The 15,929-nt window shown below is 72.7% G+C and carries 17 protein-coding genes; 9 read left to right on the top strand and 8 right to left on the bottom strand.

Going from position 1 to position 15,929, the window contains the following annotated elements:
* Window positions 1-48 precede the first annotated feature (48 nt).
* From Acy02nite_RS44230 to Acy02nite_RS44195, 8 genes are read left to right on the top strand one after another with little or no spacing between them, the layout of a single operon-like run.
* The gene (locus tag Acy02nite_RS44230; RefSeq protein WP_203755621.1) at window positions 49-942 is read left to right on the top strand and encodes an FAD-dependent oxidoreductase; all 894 of its coding nucleotides are present in this window, start codon (window positions 49-51) and stop codon (window positions 940-942) included.
* The gene (locus Acy02nite_RS44225; RefSeq protein ID WP_203755619.1) at window positions 939-1,919 is read left to right on the top strand and encodes an ABC transporter ATP-binding protein; all 981 of its coding nucleotides are present in this window, start codon (window positions 939-941) and stop codon (window positions 1,917-1,919) included. Before Acy02nite_RS44230 ends, Acy02nite_RS44225 begins: the two co-directional genes overlap by 4 nt.
* On the top strand, window positions 1,916-2,680 hold the full coding sequence (locus Acy02nite_RS44220; protein ID WP_203755617.1) for an ABC-2 family transporter protein: 765 nt from the start codon (window positions 1,916-1,918) through the stop codon (window positions 2,678-2,680). Before Acy02nite_RS44225 ends, Acy02nite_RS44220 begins: the two co-directional genes overlap by 4 nt.
* A 1-nt stretch (window position 2,681) precedes the next feature.
* Window positions 2,682-3,464 (top strand): ABC transporter permease, encoded by a 783-nt coding sequence (locus tag Acy02nite_RS44215; protein ID WP_203755614.1) that lies wholly within the window; start codon window positions 2,682-2,684, stop codon window positions 3,462-3,464.
* Window positions 3,465-3,481: 17 nt separating this feature from the next.
* The gene (locus tag Acy02nite_RS44210; protein WP_203755612.1) at window positions 3,482-3,931 is read left to right on the top strand and encodes a hypothetical protein; all 450 of its coding nucleotides are present in this window, start codon (window positions 3,482-3,484) and stop codon (window positions 3,929-3,931) included.
* Window positions 3,918-4,988, top strand: coding sequence for an FAD-dependent oxidoreductase (locus Acy02nite_RS44205; protein ID WP_203755609.1), 1,071 nt, complete (start codon window positions 3,918-3,920; stop codon window positions 4,986-4,988). The genes Acy02nite_RS44210 and Acy02nite_RS44205 overlap by 14 nt, the downstream gene beginning before the upstream one ends.
* On the top strand, window positions 4,985-6,022 hold the full coding sequence (locus tag Acy02nite_RS44200) for a glycosyltransferase family 4 protein (RefSeq protein WP_203755606.1): 1,038 nt from the start codon (window positions 4,985-4,987) through the stop codon (window positions 6,020-6,022). Before Acy02nite_RS44205 ends, Acy02nite_RS44200 begins: the two co-directional genes overlap by 4 nt.
* A complete protein-coding gene (locus Acy02nite_RS44195) occupies window positions 6,019-6,918 on the top strand; it encodes an aminotransferase class IV (RefSeq protein ID WP_203755603.1) in 900 nt (299 codons plus the stop codon). Before Acy02nite_RS44200 ends, Acy02nite_RS44195 begins: the two co-directional genes overlap by 4 nt.
* Before the next feature lie 27 nt (window positions 6,919-6,945).
* Here Acy02nite_RS44195 and Acy02nite_RS44190 read toward each other — a convergent pair whose 3' ends face one another.
* From Acy02nite_RS44190 to Acy02nite_RS44165, 7 genes are all read right to left on the bottom strand, one after another.
* Complete coding sequence (locus tag Acy02nite_RS44190; RefSeq protein WP_344820581.1) at window positions 6,946-7,458, bottom strand: hemerythrin domain-containing protein; 513 nt, start codon at window positions 7,456-7,458, stop codon at window positions 6,946-6,948.
* On the bottom strand, window positions 7,455-7,631 hold the full coding sequence (locus Acy02nite_RS47690; RefSeq protein ID WP_344820580.1) for a hypothetical protein: 177 nt from the start codon (window positions 7,629-7,631) through the stop codon (window positions 7,455-7,457). The genes Acy02nite_RS44190 and Acy02nite_RS47690 overlap by 4 nt, the downstream gene beginning before the upstream one ends.
* A 1,051-nt stretch (window positions 7,632-8,682) precedes the next feature.
* Entirely contained in the window at window positions 8,683-9,477 is a 795-nt protein-coding gene (locus tag Acy02nite_RS44185; protein WP_203755597.1) for an AfsR/SARP family transcriptional regulator, read from the bottom strand.
* A gap of 120 nt (window positions 9,478-9,597) precedes the next feature.
* Window positions 9,598-10,755: a nucleotide disphospho-sugar-binding domain-containing protein gene (locus tag Acy02nite_RS44180; protein ID WP_203755594.1), complete on the bottom strand. Its 1,158-nt coding sequence runs from the start codon at window positions 10,753-10,755 to the stop codon at window positions 9,598-9,600.
* A complete protein-coding gene (locus Acy02nite_RS44175; protein WP_203755591.1) occupies window positions 10,752-11,630 on the bottom strand; it encodes a phosphotransferase family protein in 879 nt (292 codons plus the stop codon). Before Acy02nite_RS44175 ends, Acy02nite_RS44180 begins: the two co-directional genes overlap by 4 nt.
* On the bottom strand, window positions 11,627-12,673 hold the full coding sequence (locus Acy02nite_RS44170; protein WP_203755588.1) for a glycosyltransferase family 2 protein: 1,047 nt from the start codon (window positions 12,671-12,673) through the stop codon (window positions 11,627-11,629). The genes Acy02nite_RS44175 and Acy02nite_RS44170 overlap by 4 nt, the downstream gene beginning before the upstream one ends.
* Window positions 12,674-12,677: 4 nt before the next feature.
* A complete protein-coding gene (locus Acy02nite_RS44165; RefSeq protein WP_203755585.1) occupies window positions 12,678-13,682 on the bottom strand; it encodes a glycosyltransferase family 2 protein in 1,005 nt (334 codons plus the stop codon).
* A 142-nt stretch (window positions 13,683-13,824) separates the two neighbouring features.
* On the opposite strand from Acy02nite_RS44165, the gene Acy02nite_RS44160 reads away from it, so the two are divergent.
* Window positions 13,825-15,057: an alkaline phosphatase gene (locus tag Acy02nite_RS44160; protein ID WP_239175856.1), complete on the top strand. Its 1,233-nt coding sequence runs from the start codon at window positions 13,825-13,827 to the stop codon at window positions 15,055-15,057.
* A 213-nt stretch (window positions 15,058-15,270) separates the two neighbouring features.
* Here the strand turns inward: Acy02nite_RS44160 and Acy02nite_RS44155 are convergent, their stop codons facing one another.
* On the bottom strand, window positions 15,271-15,681 hold the full coding sequence (locus Acy02nite_RS44155; RefSeq protein ID WP_203755579.1) for a hypothetical protein: 411 nt from the start codon (window positions 15,679-15,681) through the stop codon (window positions 15,271-15,273).
* Window positions 15,682-15,929: the final 248 nt, after the last annotated feature.

Below are 15,929 nucleotides of genomic sequence, written 5' to 3'. Positions count from 1 at the left end.
ACATCTAGCAGCATAACTATGGACAAACCTCTACGGAAGCCGCTTATCATGACCAAAGTCGATATCGCGGTGATCGGTCTGGGGGTGTACGGCAGTGCGAGCGCCCACGCCCTGGCCGCCACCGGCCGTACCATCCTCGGGATCGAGCGGGCCGGCGAGCACGAGCTGCCCGGCGCGTCGGCCGGCCCGCTGCGCATGGTCCGCGGGCTGCCCGCCGACGCGCTCGAGCAGTGGCACACGCTGGCCCCGGCGGCATTCCGGGCTCTGCCGGCCGTCGACGGCTCCGGCGCGAGCAGCCACGACGGCGGCCTGCTGGACGCCCCCGCGGCGGTCCGCGCCCTGCGCGCCCGGGCCGTCGAGCGCGGAGCGCGGCTGATGTTCGGCGAGACGGCGCAGGTCACACCGGGCGGCCGGGTCCTGGTCGGCGACCACACGGTCGACGCCGGCCAGGTGCTGTTCTGCACCGGGGCGTGGACCGCCACGCTGCCCGGCTGGGCCCGGATCCCCGGCCTGCGCACCGAACGCGCGGTGATGCAGGTGGCGTCCTTCCCGGCCTTCCCGTCGCACGCCTTCCACCTGTTCGGCTCGGACGACGAACGGTTCTGCGCGCTGCCGGTCGACGACCATGGCACGGTCCAGTTCGGGCACTGGTCGACACCGGCCGGACTCGACGACGCCGCGATCGCTCGCCGCGACCTGGCCGCGCTGCGCCGGCACTTCCCCGCACTCGGCGCGATGCGCCGGCACACCAGCGTCCGCGGGGCCTACACGCTGCCGCCGGGCGACCGGTTCGTGCTGCGCCGCTCCACCGCGCACACCGCCGCACTGGTCGCCTGCTCCGGTGTCGGTTTCAAGTTCGCACCGCAGGTCGCCGCCCGGGTCGCCGCCGCCTACGACGGGAACCCGAGCGACGACCAGCTGTTCCTGGAGGGCTGGTTGTGACCGAACCACTGGGCATACGGGCCGAGAGCCTGTCGATGACGTACCGGGTGCCGGTGCGCGAGTCGGGTCTGGGCGCCGCGTTCCGCAGCCTCTGGCGCCGGCAGATCCGCACGGTGACCGCCCTGGACGCGGTCGACCTGCAGGTCCGGCCGGGCGAATCGGTCGGCCTGATCGGCCCGAACGGCGCCGGCAAGACCACCCTGATGAAAATCCTGGCCGGCATCCTCAAACCGACCGGCGGCACCGCCCGGGTCCTCGACCAGGATCCGTTCCAGCGCCGGCCCGAGCAGCTGCGCCGGATCGCCCTGGTCCGCGGCAGCCAGCCGCTGGGCGGCGCGCCCGAACTGACCGTGATGGACTCGCTGCGCTACCAGGGCCTGGTCTTCGACGTGCCGCCGGCCCGGTTCACCCAGAACCTCGACGAGCTGGTCGAACTGCTCGGCATCGGCCGGCTGCTGGACCGGCAGGTCCGCGCGCTGTCGCTGGGCGAGCGTATGCGCGCCGGACTGGCCATGGCCCTGGTCTACCGGCCGCAGGTGCTGTTCCTCGACGAGCCGACGATCGGGCTCGACGTCTCGGCCGCCGTACGCACCCGCGAATTCCTGCGCAAGTACGTCGTGCACACCGGCGCCACGATGATCCTGACCAGCCACTACATGACCGACGTGGCCGAACTGTGCCCGCGCGTGGTGCTGATCAACCACGGCACCAAGCTGTACGACGGCGACCTCACCGGCCTCACCGACCGGGTCCGCCACGACAAGCTCGTCGAGGTCCGACTGGCCGACGGCGCCGCCCTGCCCGACGGCCTCGAAGGCGTCGAGAAGAACGGCCGCTACGAGCTGAGCGTCGCCCGCGACCAGGTCGCGCCGACCATCGGCCGACTGCTGGCCGGGGCCACCGTCCTGGACCTGAGCGTCCGCGAGGCGCCACTGGACGTGCTGATGGACGAGATCTACCGGCGGGAGCCCCGATGACCCGCCTGCTGCAACTGTTCCGGCTCGGCGTCGTACGCCAGTTCCTGTCCTGGTCCGGGGCCTGGTGGTTCGTCGTGGCACTGGCCGCCGGGCAGATCCTGCCGCCGCTGATCGGGCTGGCCGTCTGGCGCACCGTCTTCCCCGGCTCGGCCCAGGTGTCCACCTACTACCTGGCGCTGCTGTTCACCGTGGCCACCACTGCGTCGTACGAGAACCACACCTTCTCCCAGGGCATCTACAAGGGCACCCTGGCCGACGAGCTGGTCAAGCCGCAGCCGGTGATCATGCTGCCGCTGAGCGAGAACGTGGCCGTCCGGGCCTGGATCGGCCTGGTCGCGGTGCCGGTGATCGTGCTGGTCGGAGCGATGCTGACGGTCCCCTTCGAGCCCGGCGCGCTGCTCGTGGCGCTGCCGTTCTGGCTCGGCGCCGGCCTGCTGCGGTTCCTGTTCACCTGGTGCCTGGCGATGACCGCGTTCTGGTCCGAGCGGGTGCACGCGATCACCGCGTTCGGCACGACCACGCTCTATCTGCTCGGGGGCAACGCCGTACCCATCAATCTTCTGCCCTCGTTCTGGGGGGATCTGGCGCGTCTGCTGCCGTTCTACTCCATGTTGGGTCTGCCGGCCGACGCGGCGGCCGGCCAGGCGGTCCAGGCCGGCACCGCGGCCATCGTGCAGATCGGCTGGCTGGTGCTGCTCGGCCTGGCCGCCCGGACGCTGTGGTTGCGCGGCCTGCGCCGGTTCACTGCGGTGGGAGGCTGAGATGCGACTGTTCCGGCTGCTCGGCGCCACCTTCTCACTGGCCCTGCGGCGCAGCTTCGCGCATCGGGTGAACTTCGTCTTCGACGTCGCCCAGTCGGTCATCGGGATCGTCACCGCGCTGCTGACCACCCTGGCCGTCTACCACCAGACGTCCAGCCTGGCCGGCTGGTCCCGGGCCCAGGCGCTGGTGCTGATCGGCATCTTCGCGGTGGTCTCCGGGGTGCGGGCCGCGCTGATCGAGCCCAGCCTGTCCCGATTCGTCGGCACCATCCGCGACGGCACGCTCGACGAGGTCCTGCTGCGCCCGGCGCCGACCTGGTTCTCGGTGACCTGCCGGGAACAGACGCCGCTGGCGCTGGGCCAGACACTGCTCGGCCTCGGCATCCTGATCACCGGGGTCGCCGGGCTGCCGTACCGGCCCGGCCCGGCGGCGATCCTGGTCGCGGTGGTGCTGATCGGCTGCGCGGTCGCCCTCTCCTGGGCGTTCTCGCTGGTCGTAGCCAGCCTCGGCTTCTGGGCCGGGCGGTTCGAGCTGGCCCCGCTGACCGCCTCGCTGTGGGACGTCGGCCGCTACCCGGCCGGCGTCTACGGGCGGTCACTGCAGACGGTGCTGACCTACGTGATCCCGCTGGCCGGCATGATCACGCTCCCGGCCCAGGCGCTGACCGGCCACGACCCGGTCACCTCGCTGGTCGCCGGGGTCTCCCTGACGGTGGGCCTGGTCGCCCTGGCCCTGCTGCTGTTCCGGCGCGGCCTGCGGCGCTACACCGGCGCCACGTCCTGAAACGGCGGTGAGAAGTGTTGATCCGAACGCCCCTCCGTCTCGCCCACGCGGCGGCCTGGGTCGATCCGCGTTCCGGCACGGTCCGCTTCGGCGCCCGCGACCGGACCCGGACCCTGCTGGCCGGACTCGCCCCGGACAGCTACCTGGTGTCCTGCGGGCACACCACCGTGGTGGCGACCACCGGCTCGGCCGAGGCGCTCACCTTCACCCTGGAGGACGGCGCGTCGGCGGCGATCGGCACCACGGTCAAACCGGCCTGGTGCTCGGCGGTCGAGGCGACCCTGCCCGAACCGCTGGCCGACGTGCCGCACTGGCTCGAAGTGGGCATCCGGGTCGGACCGGCCCGCTCCTGGTACTGCGGGATCCCCCTCGGCCGGCTGCCCGCCTTCCAGACCCGGATCGCCGGGCAGGGGCACCGGCTGACCTATATCACCCGGATCCGGGTGGCCGACCATGCGACGGTCTGAGGTGATCCGCTGGCCCGGCGTGGTGATCGTCGGCGGCGGGGCGGCCGGGCTGCTCACCGCCCTCGAACTTGATCGCCGGGGCGTCGCCGCCCTGGTCCTGGAACGGGGCACACTGTGCTGCGCGCAGAGCGGGCAGGCACACGGCTGGCTGCACCGCGGCGGCGTCTACCCGGACGCCACCGCGGCCGACCGGGACCAGCTGGAGGCCGGCGCCCGGCGCTGGGCCGCACTGGCCGGCGACGGCACACCACTGACCGAGTGCCACATCCCCGGCGGCCGGCCCGAACAGGCCCTCGTCCCGCTGCGGGCGCTGCGCACGGCGCTGGCCGGGTCCACGGTGGCGCTGCGACAGGCCGAAGTGATCCGGATCCAACCCGACCCGGGCGGACGGACCGCGGCCGGGCTGACCGTGCGCACCCCGGACGGCACCGCCCGGCTGGTCGCCGACGCGTACGTGCTGACCGCGGGGGCCGGGATCGGCCCGCTCATGCCCGCCCCGGACCTGCTGCACCGGCTGTCGTTCATGCTGGTCGTCCGGTCGGCCGCGGTCACCGGCACCGGCTTCGCGATCCCCGGGCAGGAGGCGCTCGGCCTGTTCGCGGTGCCCCGCGCCACCGACACCTACCGTTATCTGCTGCTGTCCAACTTCATCAGTTACATGCCGTCCGCGCAGCCGGCGCTCTGCCGGGCCAACTGGCTGGCCGGGATCCGCCCGGCCGTCCAGCGTTACCTGCCCGGCCTGTGGGACGCGCCGGACGCGCTCTGGGGCATCTACCCGGCGATCAAGGCCGAACCGGCCCGCCGGGTCGCGCTCGGCGTGTCCGACCTGGGACTGCCGCCGACGCCGTACCGCAACGTGGTGGCCGGCGTGCCCGGCAAGCTCACCCTGGCGCCACTGCTGGCCGAGCGGCTGGCCGACGCCGTCACCCCGTACGCGCGGACCAACGCCGACGCCACCCCGCCCGCCACGCTGCCCGAGGCCACCTGGGGGCCGGAGGAATGGGAGGTGACCGCGCTCGTGCGCCGCTCGACGCTCTACCCCGAGGACCGGACATGATCATCGCCGTCGTCGCCGACTCGGCCGCCCAGCCCGCCGACTGGTCCCGCGATCCCCGAACGCTGGCCGACGGCCTGCGCGAGCTCGGTCACCAGGTGGTGGCGCCCGGCCCGGAACTGACCTGGCCGGTCGACGCCCAGCGGCCGCTGCCCCACTTCCCGGCCCGGCCGGACGTGGTGCTGTCGCTCGGCCCGGCCGCCCCGCCGGTCGCCGCCGTGCTCGCCGAGACCCTCGGAGTGCCGCTCGCCCTGATGCTGCCGCCCGGACTGACCGATCCGGACACCCCGCCCGGGTACGCCCGGCTGCTCGCCCAGCACCTGCCGGCAGCGCTGCTGATCGCCGAGTCGGAACGGCACGCCGACGTGGCGATCCGCGCCGGCGCCGACCCGCACCGCACCGTGGTCGTTGCGCCCGGCCTGCGGCTCGACCCGTTCACCGCCCCACCCGCGCCCGGCGGTGAACCGTTGCGCCTGCTCTGCGACCTGTCCCGTACCCCACCCGGCCCGCAGGCGTTCCTGGCCGCGGTCCTCGGCCGCCTCGACCGGCCCACACGACTGACCGTGCTGACCGGGCCCGGCGAACCACCGCCGGAGGTCAAGCAGCTGTGGGCGGACCGGCCCGACACCACCGTGGCCGACCTGGCCGAGGCCGCGCTGCCCGGGCACTACGCCCAGTGCGACGCCGTGCTGGCCCCCAGCCCGGACACCGACGAGACCCTCGCGGTGCTGCGGGCCATGGCGGCCGGGCGCGCCCTGCTGGCCGTGGACGACCCGGCCATCCAGGACCTGGTCAGCACCACCCGCAACGGCATGCTGGCCCGCGCCGGTGACGCCGACGAATGGGTCGACAAACTCGACTACCTGCTCAGCGGGGCGGCGCTGCGCCTGCACCTGGGCCGCGGCGCCCGCGCCCGGGCCGAGGCGCAGTTCGCGCTGCCGCGGACCCTGGGCCGGCTGGAGTCCCGGCTCGCCGCGCTCACCCGGTCCTGGAACTACCTCGATCACAGCGCTACCGACGAAGGAGAGATGTGGTGAGCGTGAATCAGAACGGCACGGTCTGGGCCGACGGCGCGTTGCGGGAGTGGACGGAGGTGTCGGTCCCGCTGATGTCCGACGCGATCATGCGGTCGGTCGCGGTGTTCGAGGGGATGCGGGCCGACCGCCGCGACGACGGCCGGATCCGGCTGCTGTGCGGCGCCGCCCACGTACAGCGCCTGTACGCCAGCGCGCGGGCACTGCGGCTGACACTGCGCTGGACGCCCGAACAGATCCTGTCCGCCGCGGCCACCGTGGCCGCGGCCGAACTGGACGCCACCGGCGGGCGGATCGCCTACGTACGCCCGATGCTGCTCGGCGCGGCGGTGACCGGCGACGGCGGCCCGCACAGTCTGACCATCGCCGCGTTCGTCCAGGACGACACCGAGCCGGCCCCGATCCGGGCGCAGATCTCCGCGCTGCGCCGCCCCGAGGCCGACCAGCTGCCGCCGCAGATCAAGGCGATCGCCAACTACCAGCTGACCCGGCTGGCCCGGCTGACCGCCAAGGCCGCCGGATACCACGACGCCCTGCTGCTCAACCGCCAGGGCCGGCTGGCCGAGGCGGCCGGCGCGGCCGTCCTGGTCGAGCACGGCGGCCGGGTGCTCACCCCGCCGGAATGGGAGGGCTGTCTGCGTTCGATCACCGTCGACGCGATCGAGCGGATCGCCGCCGAGGCCGGCATCCCGTTCGCCCGCGAGCCGATCCCGCTGGCCACCCTGACCGCGGCCGACGGTGTCGCACTGGCCGGAACCCTGGCCGACCTGGTCGAGGTGTCCGCGGTGGACGACCTTGCGATCAGCGGCGGGTCACAGATCGCGGCGCTGCGCCGGCACTACCGCGACGGGCTCAACGGCGGCGCCTACGCCAAGTTGCTCGACTTCGACGAGTTCTGACCCGCACCCGCGCCGGCGCGAGCCCGCTCAGCGCCGGCGTCCCTCCACCGCGGCGCGGAACCGCGCATAACTCGGCGCCCCGATCAACTTCCAGACCAGCCCGAGCGACCCCGGCATGTGCTTTTTCAGCCATTCCCGGCCCCCGTCGGGCTGGGCCGAGACGATCGCGCCGACCATGTTCCAGCCCTGTCCCTTCGGCGTGGCCCGCTGCCCGTGCTGACCGAACCACTCCATCTCCGGCTGCGACACCACATGCTCGATGGCCGGAACGATGTTCTTCTCCTCGTCCGGGAAGTGCGCCGCCAGCGCCGCCGACACCCCACGCAGCGCAACCCGGATCGGTTCGGCGTCGGCCCGCCGCGCAGCGGCCTTGCAGGCCGACAGAGCCAGATCAAGAGCCTTGAGATGTACGCCCATCGCCTCGTGCTGCACCTTCATCCGTTCCACGTGCAGGAAACAGGCCGGCGCCCGTGTATCGATCATGTCCCAGAGCCGGGCGTCCTCACCCTCGTGGTGCGCGTGCAACACGTTCGAGATCAAGTGCAGCTGGGTCGCGACCGCCGCCGCGTGCCCGGTGTCACCGTCCCGTCCCGGACGCCGTCGACCAGCCCGACGGCCTCGTCGAAGCCTTGCTGCAGCGTCCGGTGGATCTCGAACATCCCGCTTGCGTCGCAGGTCTTGGGCCCGGTGAAGGGGGGTGGGGTTGTGCTCATGCGCCGATGCTCGAGGGCGCCCTTTGCAAACCGCGTGCAACGCGCATGCAGCCGGGCCGTTCAGCGCGGGTCGAGCAGCGCCCGCAGCTGCCGCTCGTCGAGCCGATCACCGGCCCCGGCCGCCTCGGCCCGGTCGACGCCGCTCAGCGCCGCGTCCAGGTCCGGGCTCAATCCGGGTTCGACGGGGCCGAGGCCACGCCGCCGGGCGCAGCGATCAATCCCGGACAGCAGGAGCGCCGCTTCGCGTGGCCGCCCCTCGAGTGCCAGCGCCAGGGCGCCGATCCGCAGCCCGGCCAGGGTGTTGGTGACGTCATCCTCCGCGGTGAAACAGGCCAGGGCCGGCCGCAGCACCTCGAGGGCCCGGCGCGGTTCCGCCTCGCCGATCAGCAGGCTGCGGGCCTGGTGCAGGCCACTGAGCGCGACCGTCCAGTCCTGCTTGAGCGCCGCCGCATCCCCGGCCGCGCCCACCAGCACCGCGCGGCCCTGCGCCACCTGCCCGGCCCCGGCCAGCGCCGCACCGAGCGCGACCGAGGCGGCCGGCACGAACCAGTCCTCGCCGATCGCCCGCGCCCGGTCGACGGAGTCGCGCGCGCTGGCCACCGCGGCGTCGAAGGATCCCTCGCTGGTCAGGAACAGCGCCGCGTAGTACGCCGCCTGGGCCAGAAGCAGCCGGCTCTCCCGATCGGTGGCCGGGGTGAGCAGCTCGACCGCGGCCCGGTGCGCCGGCCACACCGCCGCCCGGTCCCCGGTCTGCGTGAACAGCGTCGCCAGGCACAGCAGCACCCGCGCCCGGTCGGCCACCGGCGCGTCCGGGGCCGCGTCGAGAGCGGCCCGCAACAGCGGCGCCGCGAACCCGGCGTGCCCGCGCCGATGCCAGAACCAGGCCAGCCACCCGGCCGTACGCAACGCCTGGGCCGGCGCGTCCTCGAGGTCGTACCGCATCGCCGCCCGCAGGTTGGCCAGCTCCCGGTTGAGGGTGCGCACCGCGTGCAGAGAGTGCTCCCGGCCCAGGTGCCGCGCCTGGTGCTCAACCAGCGCGCGGACCCAGGCGCTATGCGCCGCGCGGCTGGCCGCCGGGTCCGGGTCGTGCTTGGGGCAGTACGCCCGCACGATCTCCAGCAACCGGTACCGGGCCGGGCTCAGCGTCGTGTCGGCCACCACCACCGAGCGGATGACCAGCGCCGACAGCCGTTCCAGGTCGTCGTCGAGGGCGGACAGCGGGAAACCACCCTCGAACGGCCACAACCGCAGCAGCAGGGCCCGGTCGGATTCGGCCAGCAGCTCGACGCTCCAGGCGACCGCCGCTTCCAGGGTCGGTCGCCGCCTCCAACTCGGCCACCACCCCGGGCGCGTCACCGCCGGCCAGTCGCGCGGCCAGGCGTTCCTCGACGGCGACCGCGCGCAGTTCAGCGAGCGCGGCTCCCGCGTACGTCTCGCAAAGGTCGGCGAACGCCTCCCCGCGCCACCGGCCCAGCCCGGCCTCGAAGGCGCGCAGCGCCTCGCCGGGCCGCAGATCGTCGAGCAGTTCCCGGCCCCGCCGCACATCGGCGGTGAACCGCGCCGCGTCCGTGTCGTCGACGAGCAGCCGGTAGCCGTCGCCGGCCCGCAGCAGCACGTCGCGGCCCAGCCCACGCCGCAGCCGCGACACGTAGGCCTGCAGGGACACCCCCGGGCTGGCCGGCTGCCGGTCACCCCAGACCGCCTCGGCCAGCGCGTCCTCGGAGACCGGGCGCCCCTCGGCCGCGAGCAGCGCAGCGACCAGCCGGCGCGGCAGCGGGCCACCGAGGTCCACCGCGGTCCCGTCGCGCTCGATCCCGGTCGAGCCGAGCACCAGCCCGATCAGCACAGCCGGAGCATACGTGCTGCTCCCGGGCCTGATCCCGGCGCTCGCACCGAGCACGTTCACCTCGACGGGCCGATCGCCGGGTCGCGCAAGCGGCTGCGGGGAGCTGACCGGAACCGGCGGTCAGCCGGCGACCGAGGCCTGGCGCAGGTCGTCGAGCACGTCGACCGCACCGGCCGGGCCGGGCATCGTCCGCAGCACGGCCTGGGCCGCCCGCGCCGACTCCCGCATCGCCGGGTCGTCGGCGATGCGGGCCAGCAACCCGGACAGCGCCGACGGCCGCAGATCCAGCGTGGACGCGTGCACCCCGCACCCGAGCGCCTCGACCCGGTCTGCGTTGTAGCGCCGCTCGTAGTTCTGCCCGGGGCAGGCGATCGACGGCACGGCGTGGAACAGCGCGGCCAGCGCGGTGCCCTGCCCGCCGTGGAACAGCAGCCCCTTGGCCTCCGGCAGCAGCTCGTCCAGCGGCAGGTAGTCGGCCAACCACAGATGATCGCTGACCTGCTCCATCCGGCCGTTGGCGTTGGTCACGCACCACACCTGCACCCCGGCCAGCTCGGCGCTGCGGGCCAGCGACCGGACCATCGTCGCGGAGTGCCAGCCGACCGTGCTCAGATAGGCCAGGACCAGGCGTTCCGGGCGCGGCGGCAGTCCGTCCAGCCCGCGCCGGTTGGTGCCGTCGAGATAGCCGATGTACGACAGCCCGGGCACGTCGCGCAGTTCCGGCTCGAACTCCGGGAAACTGGTCGCGATCTTCCGGTCGGCGTTCCAGAACAGCAGGTCGCACAGCGAGTCGACGGCGTCGCCGAAATACTCCCGGGCGGCGTCGCGGGCGATGTCGTCGAGCGGGTGCCCGGCCGGCCGGCGCTGGGTGCGCGGGTCGGTGCCGAACGAGGCCAGGTTCACCAGTGGCACGCCACTGCGCCGGGCCGACACCGCGGCGGTCGGTCGCATGTCGGCGACGATCACGTCCGGCCCGACCTCTTCGATCACCGTTCGCTCCTGATCGAGCAGGTACTGCCAGTACGCCGCGTCGTCCATGCCCAGCGCGGTCAGCACGTCGTAGATGTCGTCGACCGCGCCACTGGCCCCCGGACCACTCGCGCCGACGAAGTCGTACACCGGGAAGCCGTTGTCGGACAGCAGCCGGGCCGCCGGCGCGCAAGCCTGAAAGATCACCTCATGGCCGCGCCGGCGCGCCTCGCGCGCGATGGCGAGAAGATAAACCGTCGAACCCCAAGTGCCCGACTGCGAGGGGTACGGCATGAAGAGCAGTCTCATGCGCTCGTCTCCGCGAACCAGCGTGCCGCCAGTTCCGTGGCCCGGCGCCGCACCCGCTGCACCCCGGACGGGGTGTTGTAGGCGGCGAACGGCGGCCACTGGAACACGTACATGCTCAGCTCCTCGGCCAGGATCGCCAGCTCCAGCGTGGCCCGGTCGTCCGGCCGGTGCCGCAGGTAGGAGTCGAGCAGCTCGGCCGGGGCGGTGACCCCGGCCGGCATCGCCCGCACGTTCGGGAAGGCCAGGTCGCCGGAGGGCCGCCCGGGCCCGCAGACCTGCCAGTCGAGCAGGACCAGGGTGTCCCCGTCGACCACGATGTTCTCGGTGTGGCAGTCGCCGTGCACGAACACCGCGGGCACCGCCTCCATCGCCTTGACCAGCGCGTCGCGCCCGGCGATCAGGTCGGTCACGCGGGCCAGCGACGGCTCCCAGAACCGCTGGGCCACCGACAGGTCGGGCGCGTCCAGCGACTCGGCCAGCCCGTCCGGGCGGAACCAGCCCGACGGGACGGCGACCTCGTGCAGGGCGGCCAGGTCACGGCCGAGCGCCGTCCACAGCGGGGGCGTCCACGACCGTACGTCCACAGTCTTTCCGGTTTTCTCCAGCAGCAACGCCACGCCCTCGGACGTCTCGGCGACGTCCAGCAGCCGGGGAACGCGGATCGGCACGGCCGGCGCGATCTCGGTGTAGAACCGCAGCTCCCGGCCGGCGGCGGCGCGCGCGTCGGCGCCCAGGGCGGCCGGGGTCACCTTGAGGAAGGCGGGCTCGCCGGCCGCGGTCCGCACCGGATGCAGGCCGGCGCCGGACCGCGATTCCAGGGCGGCCACCGGCTCGTCCGGCGTCAGCTTCAGACTGTGCAGCACCTCGGCGATCATGACGACACCGCCACGGCCCGGGCCGGCTTGAGCCCGGCGCCGTACTGCATGCCCGGCCACAGCCGGACGAACGTCTCGTACTGCTTCCGGATCGACGCCGCACGCCGGGTGTCCCCGGCCAGAACCTCGCGCATGGTCTCCTCGTACTGGATCGGGGTGATGTAGCCCAGCGACAGGCGCCAGCGCAGATGCCAGTCGGGGCCGGGATGTTTCTCGGTCGCCCGCACATAGTTGCGGAACCAGCTCTGCGTGTCCTGCCGGCGCCGGCGGGGATGGGCCTGGTGGTAGACCGACACGCCGGGCAGCGCGCGGAAGGTCGCGCCGGCCCTCCACAGCCGATAACCCAACTCGGCGTCCTCCTCGCCCCAGCCTTGGAACCCGCCGTCGAACATACCGACGTCCCGGCACAGCCACGCCGGAAGAGAGGCGTGGCAGCTGGTGAAGCCCAGCCACGGCGCGGCGCTGGCCCCCGACTCGACCAGCCGCAGGTGCTCGACCGTGTCGTCGGTGGTCGGCCATGTCCCGGACGCGGCGGCGATCGCCGGGAACCGGTGCCGGATGTCCCACACGTCCCACAGGTGGGCCGCCGGGTAGTCGCCGGTGACCGTCAGCCGGTCGTCGAGGCGGGCGCCCGACCGCTGGACCGCCGCGGCCAATGTCTCGTCGACCGGGACGAGCGAGAACACCTCGCGGCGGGCGCCCAGCACCACCGTCTCCGGTGTCCGATGCAGATCAGCGTGCGACTGCAGCAGGTCGGGCGGGCAGATGCAGTCGTCGTCGATGAACAGGACGACCGCACCGCGTGCGGCGGTGATCCCGGCGTTGCGGGCGGTCGAGCGGCCCGGCTCGGGCACGGTGATCGCCCGGACCCGCTCGTCGAGCCGGTGGTACCGGTCGGCCACGTCGGCGGTCTCGTCGGTCGAACCGTTGTCGACGACGACCACCTCGTACGCCGCGGTGGTCTTCTGATTGATCAGTGATTCGAGGGTGCGCTCGATATAGCGGGCCTTGTCCCGGGTCGGGACGATCACGCTGACGTCCATCGGGCTACCTCCTCATCTTCGGCCACATGCGAACGAAGGTCTCGTACTGCCGGTCGATTGTCGCCGCCCGCTCCTGATCACCGGCACGGACCGCGCGGATCGTCTCCTCGTACTCCAGATGGGTCAGATAGCCCAGCGAGAGCCGCCAGCGCAGCCGCCAGTCCGGCCCCGGATGCTTGGCCGCGGCGTGCCGGTAGTTGTCGAACCAGTCCCGGGTGGCGTCGCTCTGCGCCCGGGGATGCACCTGGTGGTAGACCGGCGTGCCGGTCAGCGCCTGGAACGTTGCCCCGGCCCGCCACAGCCGGTAACCGAGCTCGGTGTCCTCCTCGCCCCAGCCCAGGAACCCGTCGTCGAACGCGCCGACCTCCCGGCACAGCGCCGCCGGCACCGAGGCGTGGCAGGTCAGGAAACTCAGCCACGGCGAGACGCTGGCGCCGGTCGCGATCAGGTCCAGGTGCTCGGCCCGGGCGGCGTTCTCGTGCAGGCCGGAGGCGGCCACGATGGCGTCGAACCGATGGCGGATGTCCCAGATGTCCCAGAGGCAGACGCGCTCGTAGGCGGCCGGGGCGGCGGTGACGCTGTGGTCGACGGCGGCCGCGGCCGGACCGACCGCGGCGACCAGATCCGCGTCGGCCGGCAGCACCGAGAAGACCTCGCGGCGGGCGCCGAGCACCACCGCGTCCGGGGTCCGCTGCCGATCGACGTGCGCCTGGATCAGGTCGGGCGGGCAGATGCAGTCGTCGTCGATGAACAGGATGATCTCGCCACGGGCGGCCGCGATGCCCAGGTTGCGGGCGGCGGCCCGGCCCGGTTCGGCCAGGAACCGCGAACTCACCCGCGGATCCAGGCGCCGATAACGCTCCAGCACGTCCGCGGTCTCGTCCCGCGATCCGTTGTCGATCACCACGATCTCGTACGACGAAGCGGTCTCCTGCCTGATCAACGACTCCAGTGTGCGCTCCAGAAAACGGGCCTTGTCCCGGGTCGGCATGATCACGCTGACATCCATCGCTCCCCCTTCGTCGGTGCAGTTTTACCTGTCCACAACGGTCGCGGGCAGCACGCTGGCAAGAAGCTGCCGAGCCCGGCCGGGGTTCGCGGATCCGGCGATACGGTCGGTTCCCTCCGATTGCGCCGACCAGGAGGAATCCTTGTTACGCCGATACAGCCGAGTCGCCGCGGTGGTCGCCGCCGTTCTGGCCGGAACCGCACTGATCAAGCCGGTCAGCGGCCCCGAGAAGGTCCGCAACATCATCTTCATCAACGGCGACGGCATGGCCGCCGCCCAGCGCGAAGCCGCCCGGCTCTACTACGCCGGCTTCGACGGGCAGCTCATCATGGACAGCCTGCCCGTATCCGGGCAGCTGACCACCAGCCCGCACGACCCGCACTCGCCGATCACCGACTCAGCCGCCGGCGCCAGCGCCTGGGCCACCGGCCAGAAGACGTTCAACGGCGCGGTCAGCGTCGACGTCGACGGCAAGCCCCTGCCGACGCTCGGCGCCCAGGCCAAAGCGGCCGGCAAGGCCACCGGGCTGGTCACCACCGCCCAGGTCACCGACGCGACACCGGCCGCGTTCTTCGCCAACACGTCCAACCGGTACGCCCAGGACGACATCGCCCGGCAATACCTGCAGCACAGCAAGCCGGACGTGATCCTCGGCGGCGGCGAGGACTGGTGGCTGCCCGCCGGCACCCCGGGCGCCTACCCCGACCAGCCGGCCGAAGACCCGGCCGAAGGCAGCCGCGGCTCCCAGGGCAACCTGATCAGCGCGGCGCAGACCCAGGGCTACCGGTACGTGTCCACCCCGGCCCAACTGGCCGCGGCCCGATCCGGTCCCGTACTCGGCCTGTTCGGCAACGAGGAGCTGTTCCAGATCGCGTCCGAAGGCCAGGGCGACAAGTACGATCCGCCGGTCAGCCTGGCCACCATGACCGGCAAGGCCCTCGACCTGCTCTCCGGCTCCCGCAAGGGCTTCTTCCTGGTCGTCGAGGAGGAAGGGATCGACGAGTTCGCGCACTACAACAACGGGGCGCGGATGCTGCAGGCCCTCGGCGAAATGGAGAAGACGGTCCGGCTGGTCCGGGCGTACGCTGCCTCCCACCCGGGCACCCTGGTCGTGGTGACCGGCGACCACGAGACCGGCGGCCTGGTCGTCGAGGACCCGGGCACCGGCGACGAATCCGGCGACGGGGTGTCGGCCGAGGACGGCCCGTTCCCGGTCAAGGGCAGCGACCTGACCTTCAACCTGGACTGGACAACCGGCGGCCACAGCGGCTCAGACGTGCCGGTGACGGCGATCGGGCCGCGCTCGGAACGCTTCACCGGAAAGCACCCGAACACGTACGTCCACCAGGTTCTGCTCGACGCCCTCAAGGGCTGAGTTGTCGGCGCGCGGCGCGATCGTGAACGTCACGGGAGTTGCGTGGTGTTCGCTCTTCTCGCCGCGTCCATCAGTACTCCCCTGCTCCGTGAGCCCCGGGCCGGCCACCACACGTGGCCAGGCCCGGCCGGGCAGCGGGTTGATGGCGTCGAGCAGGCTGGCGAGGTCGGCGAACGTCCGGCGGGCTTCGGCGGCGATGCGTGAATCGGGGTGTCAGGACCGGTGGGCCGTTCCGCGGTCGCGCAGGCCGGTCAGCAAGGCGCACACGATCGCGCAGGCCACGCTGAGTCCGACCAGCAGCATGAGTGTCCCGACTGCGAACAAGCCGCTGTCGTCACTGAGCGCCGCCTGGATGGTCCAAGCTACGGTGAAGCCGAGGGTCAGGGCGGCCGAGGCGTACAGCGCCCGGACGCGGCCGAGCACTGCTGCGATCAGCAGGATCAGCAGGGTGAGAGCGCAGCCGGCAATCTGCCACGCCTGGTAGGGGCCGCTCTCAACGCCCGTGACCGGGTCGGTCTGGTACTCGTCGTCCCAGCCAAGCCATCCTAGCCACGCTGCTGCGGACAGCACCGCGATGGACGTGGCGGCGATGACCTGGAACAACGGGCTGCGTTTCGCCAGCATAGAGAATCTCCCTGTTCGTTGTCGTTGATTATCGAGCCTGGACCGGCGGTCCGGTCCTGGAAAGTAGTTACGGTGGTGCCGGGCGGGCCATAAATTGGCCCGCCCGGCACCACTACTCAGGCGTCGTCATCACCGAAGGCAATCACCGCCAGGTAGTACTTGTCCGCAGTACCGAGACAAGCCGATCGCACCGGGTTGAACCGGCCGTAGGCGTAGCGGCAATTATTCTCCAGGTCGCTGTGAAGGGT

Origin of the sequence: Actinoplanes cyaneus (assembly GCF_016862095.1) — a bacterium.
Lineage (GTDB): Bacteria > Actinomycetota > Actinomycetes > Mycobacteriales > Micromonosporaceae > Actinoplanes > Actinoplanes cyaneus.
This window is presented reverse-complemented; position numbering and strand designations above follow the sequence as displayed.

Excerpts from the sequence above, each read along its gene's own strand:
- Acy02nite_RS44155 (WP_203755579.1), bottom strand. The coding sequence starts at position 15,681 with ATGCTGGCGAAACGCAGCCCGTTGTTCCAGGTCATCGCCGCCACGTCC.
- Acy02nite_RS44230 (WP_203755621.1), top strand. The coding sequence starts at position 49 with ATGACCAAAGTCGATATCGCGGTGATCGGTCTGGGGGTGTACGGCAGT.
- Acy02nite_RS44220 (WP_203755617.1), top strand. The coding sequence starts at position 1,916 with ATGACCCGCCTGCTGCAACTGTTCCGGCTCGGCGTCGTACGCCAGTTC.
- Acy02nite_RS44170 (WP_203755588.1), bottom strand. The coding sequence starts at position 12,673 with ATGGACGTCAGCGTGATCGTCCCGACCCGGGACAAGGCCCGCTATATC.
- Acy02nite_RS44205 (WP_203755609.1), top strand. The coding sequence starts at position 3,918 with ATGCGACGGTCTGAGGTGATCCGCTGGCCCGGCGTGGTGATCGTCGGC.
- Acy02nite_RS44175 (WP_203755591.1), bottom strand. The coding sequence starts at position 11,630 with ATGATCGCCGAGGTGCTGCACAGTCTGAAGCTGACGCCGGACGAGCCG.
- Acy02nite_RS44215 (WP_203755614.1), top strand. The coding sequence starts at position 2,682 with ATGCGACTGTTCCGGCTGCTCGGCGCCACCTTCTCACTGGCCCTGCGG.
- Acy02nite_RS44200 (WP_203755606.1), top strand. The coding sequence starts at position 4,985 with ATGATCATCGCCGTCGTCGCCGACTCGGCCGCCCAGCCCGCCGACTGG.
- Acy02nite_RS44180 (WP_203755594.1), bottom strand. The coding sequence starts at position 10,755 with ATGAGACTGCTCTTCATGCCGTACCCCTCGCAGTCGGGCACTTGGGGT.
- Acy02nite_RS44165 (WP_203755585.1), bottom strand. The coding sequence starts at position 13,682 with ATGGATGTCAGCGTGATCATGCCGACCCGGGACAAGGCCCGTTTTCTG.
- Acy02nite_RS47690 (WP_344820580.1), bottom strand. The coding sequence starts at position 7,631 with ATGAGCACAACCCCACCCCCCTTCACCGGGCCCAAGACCTGCGACGCA.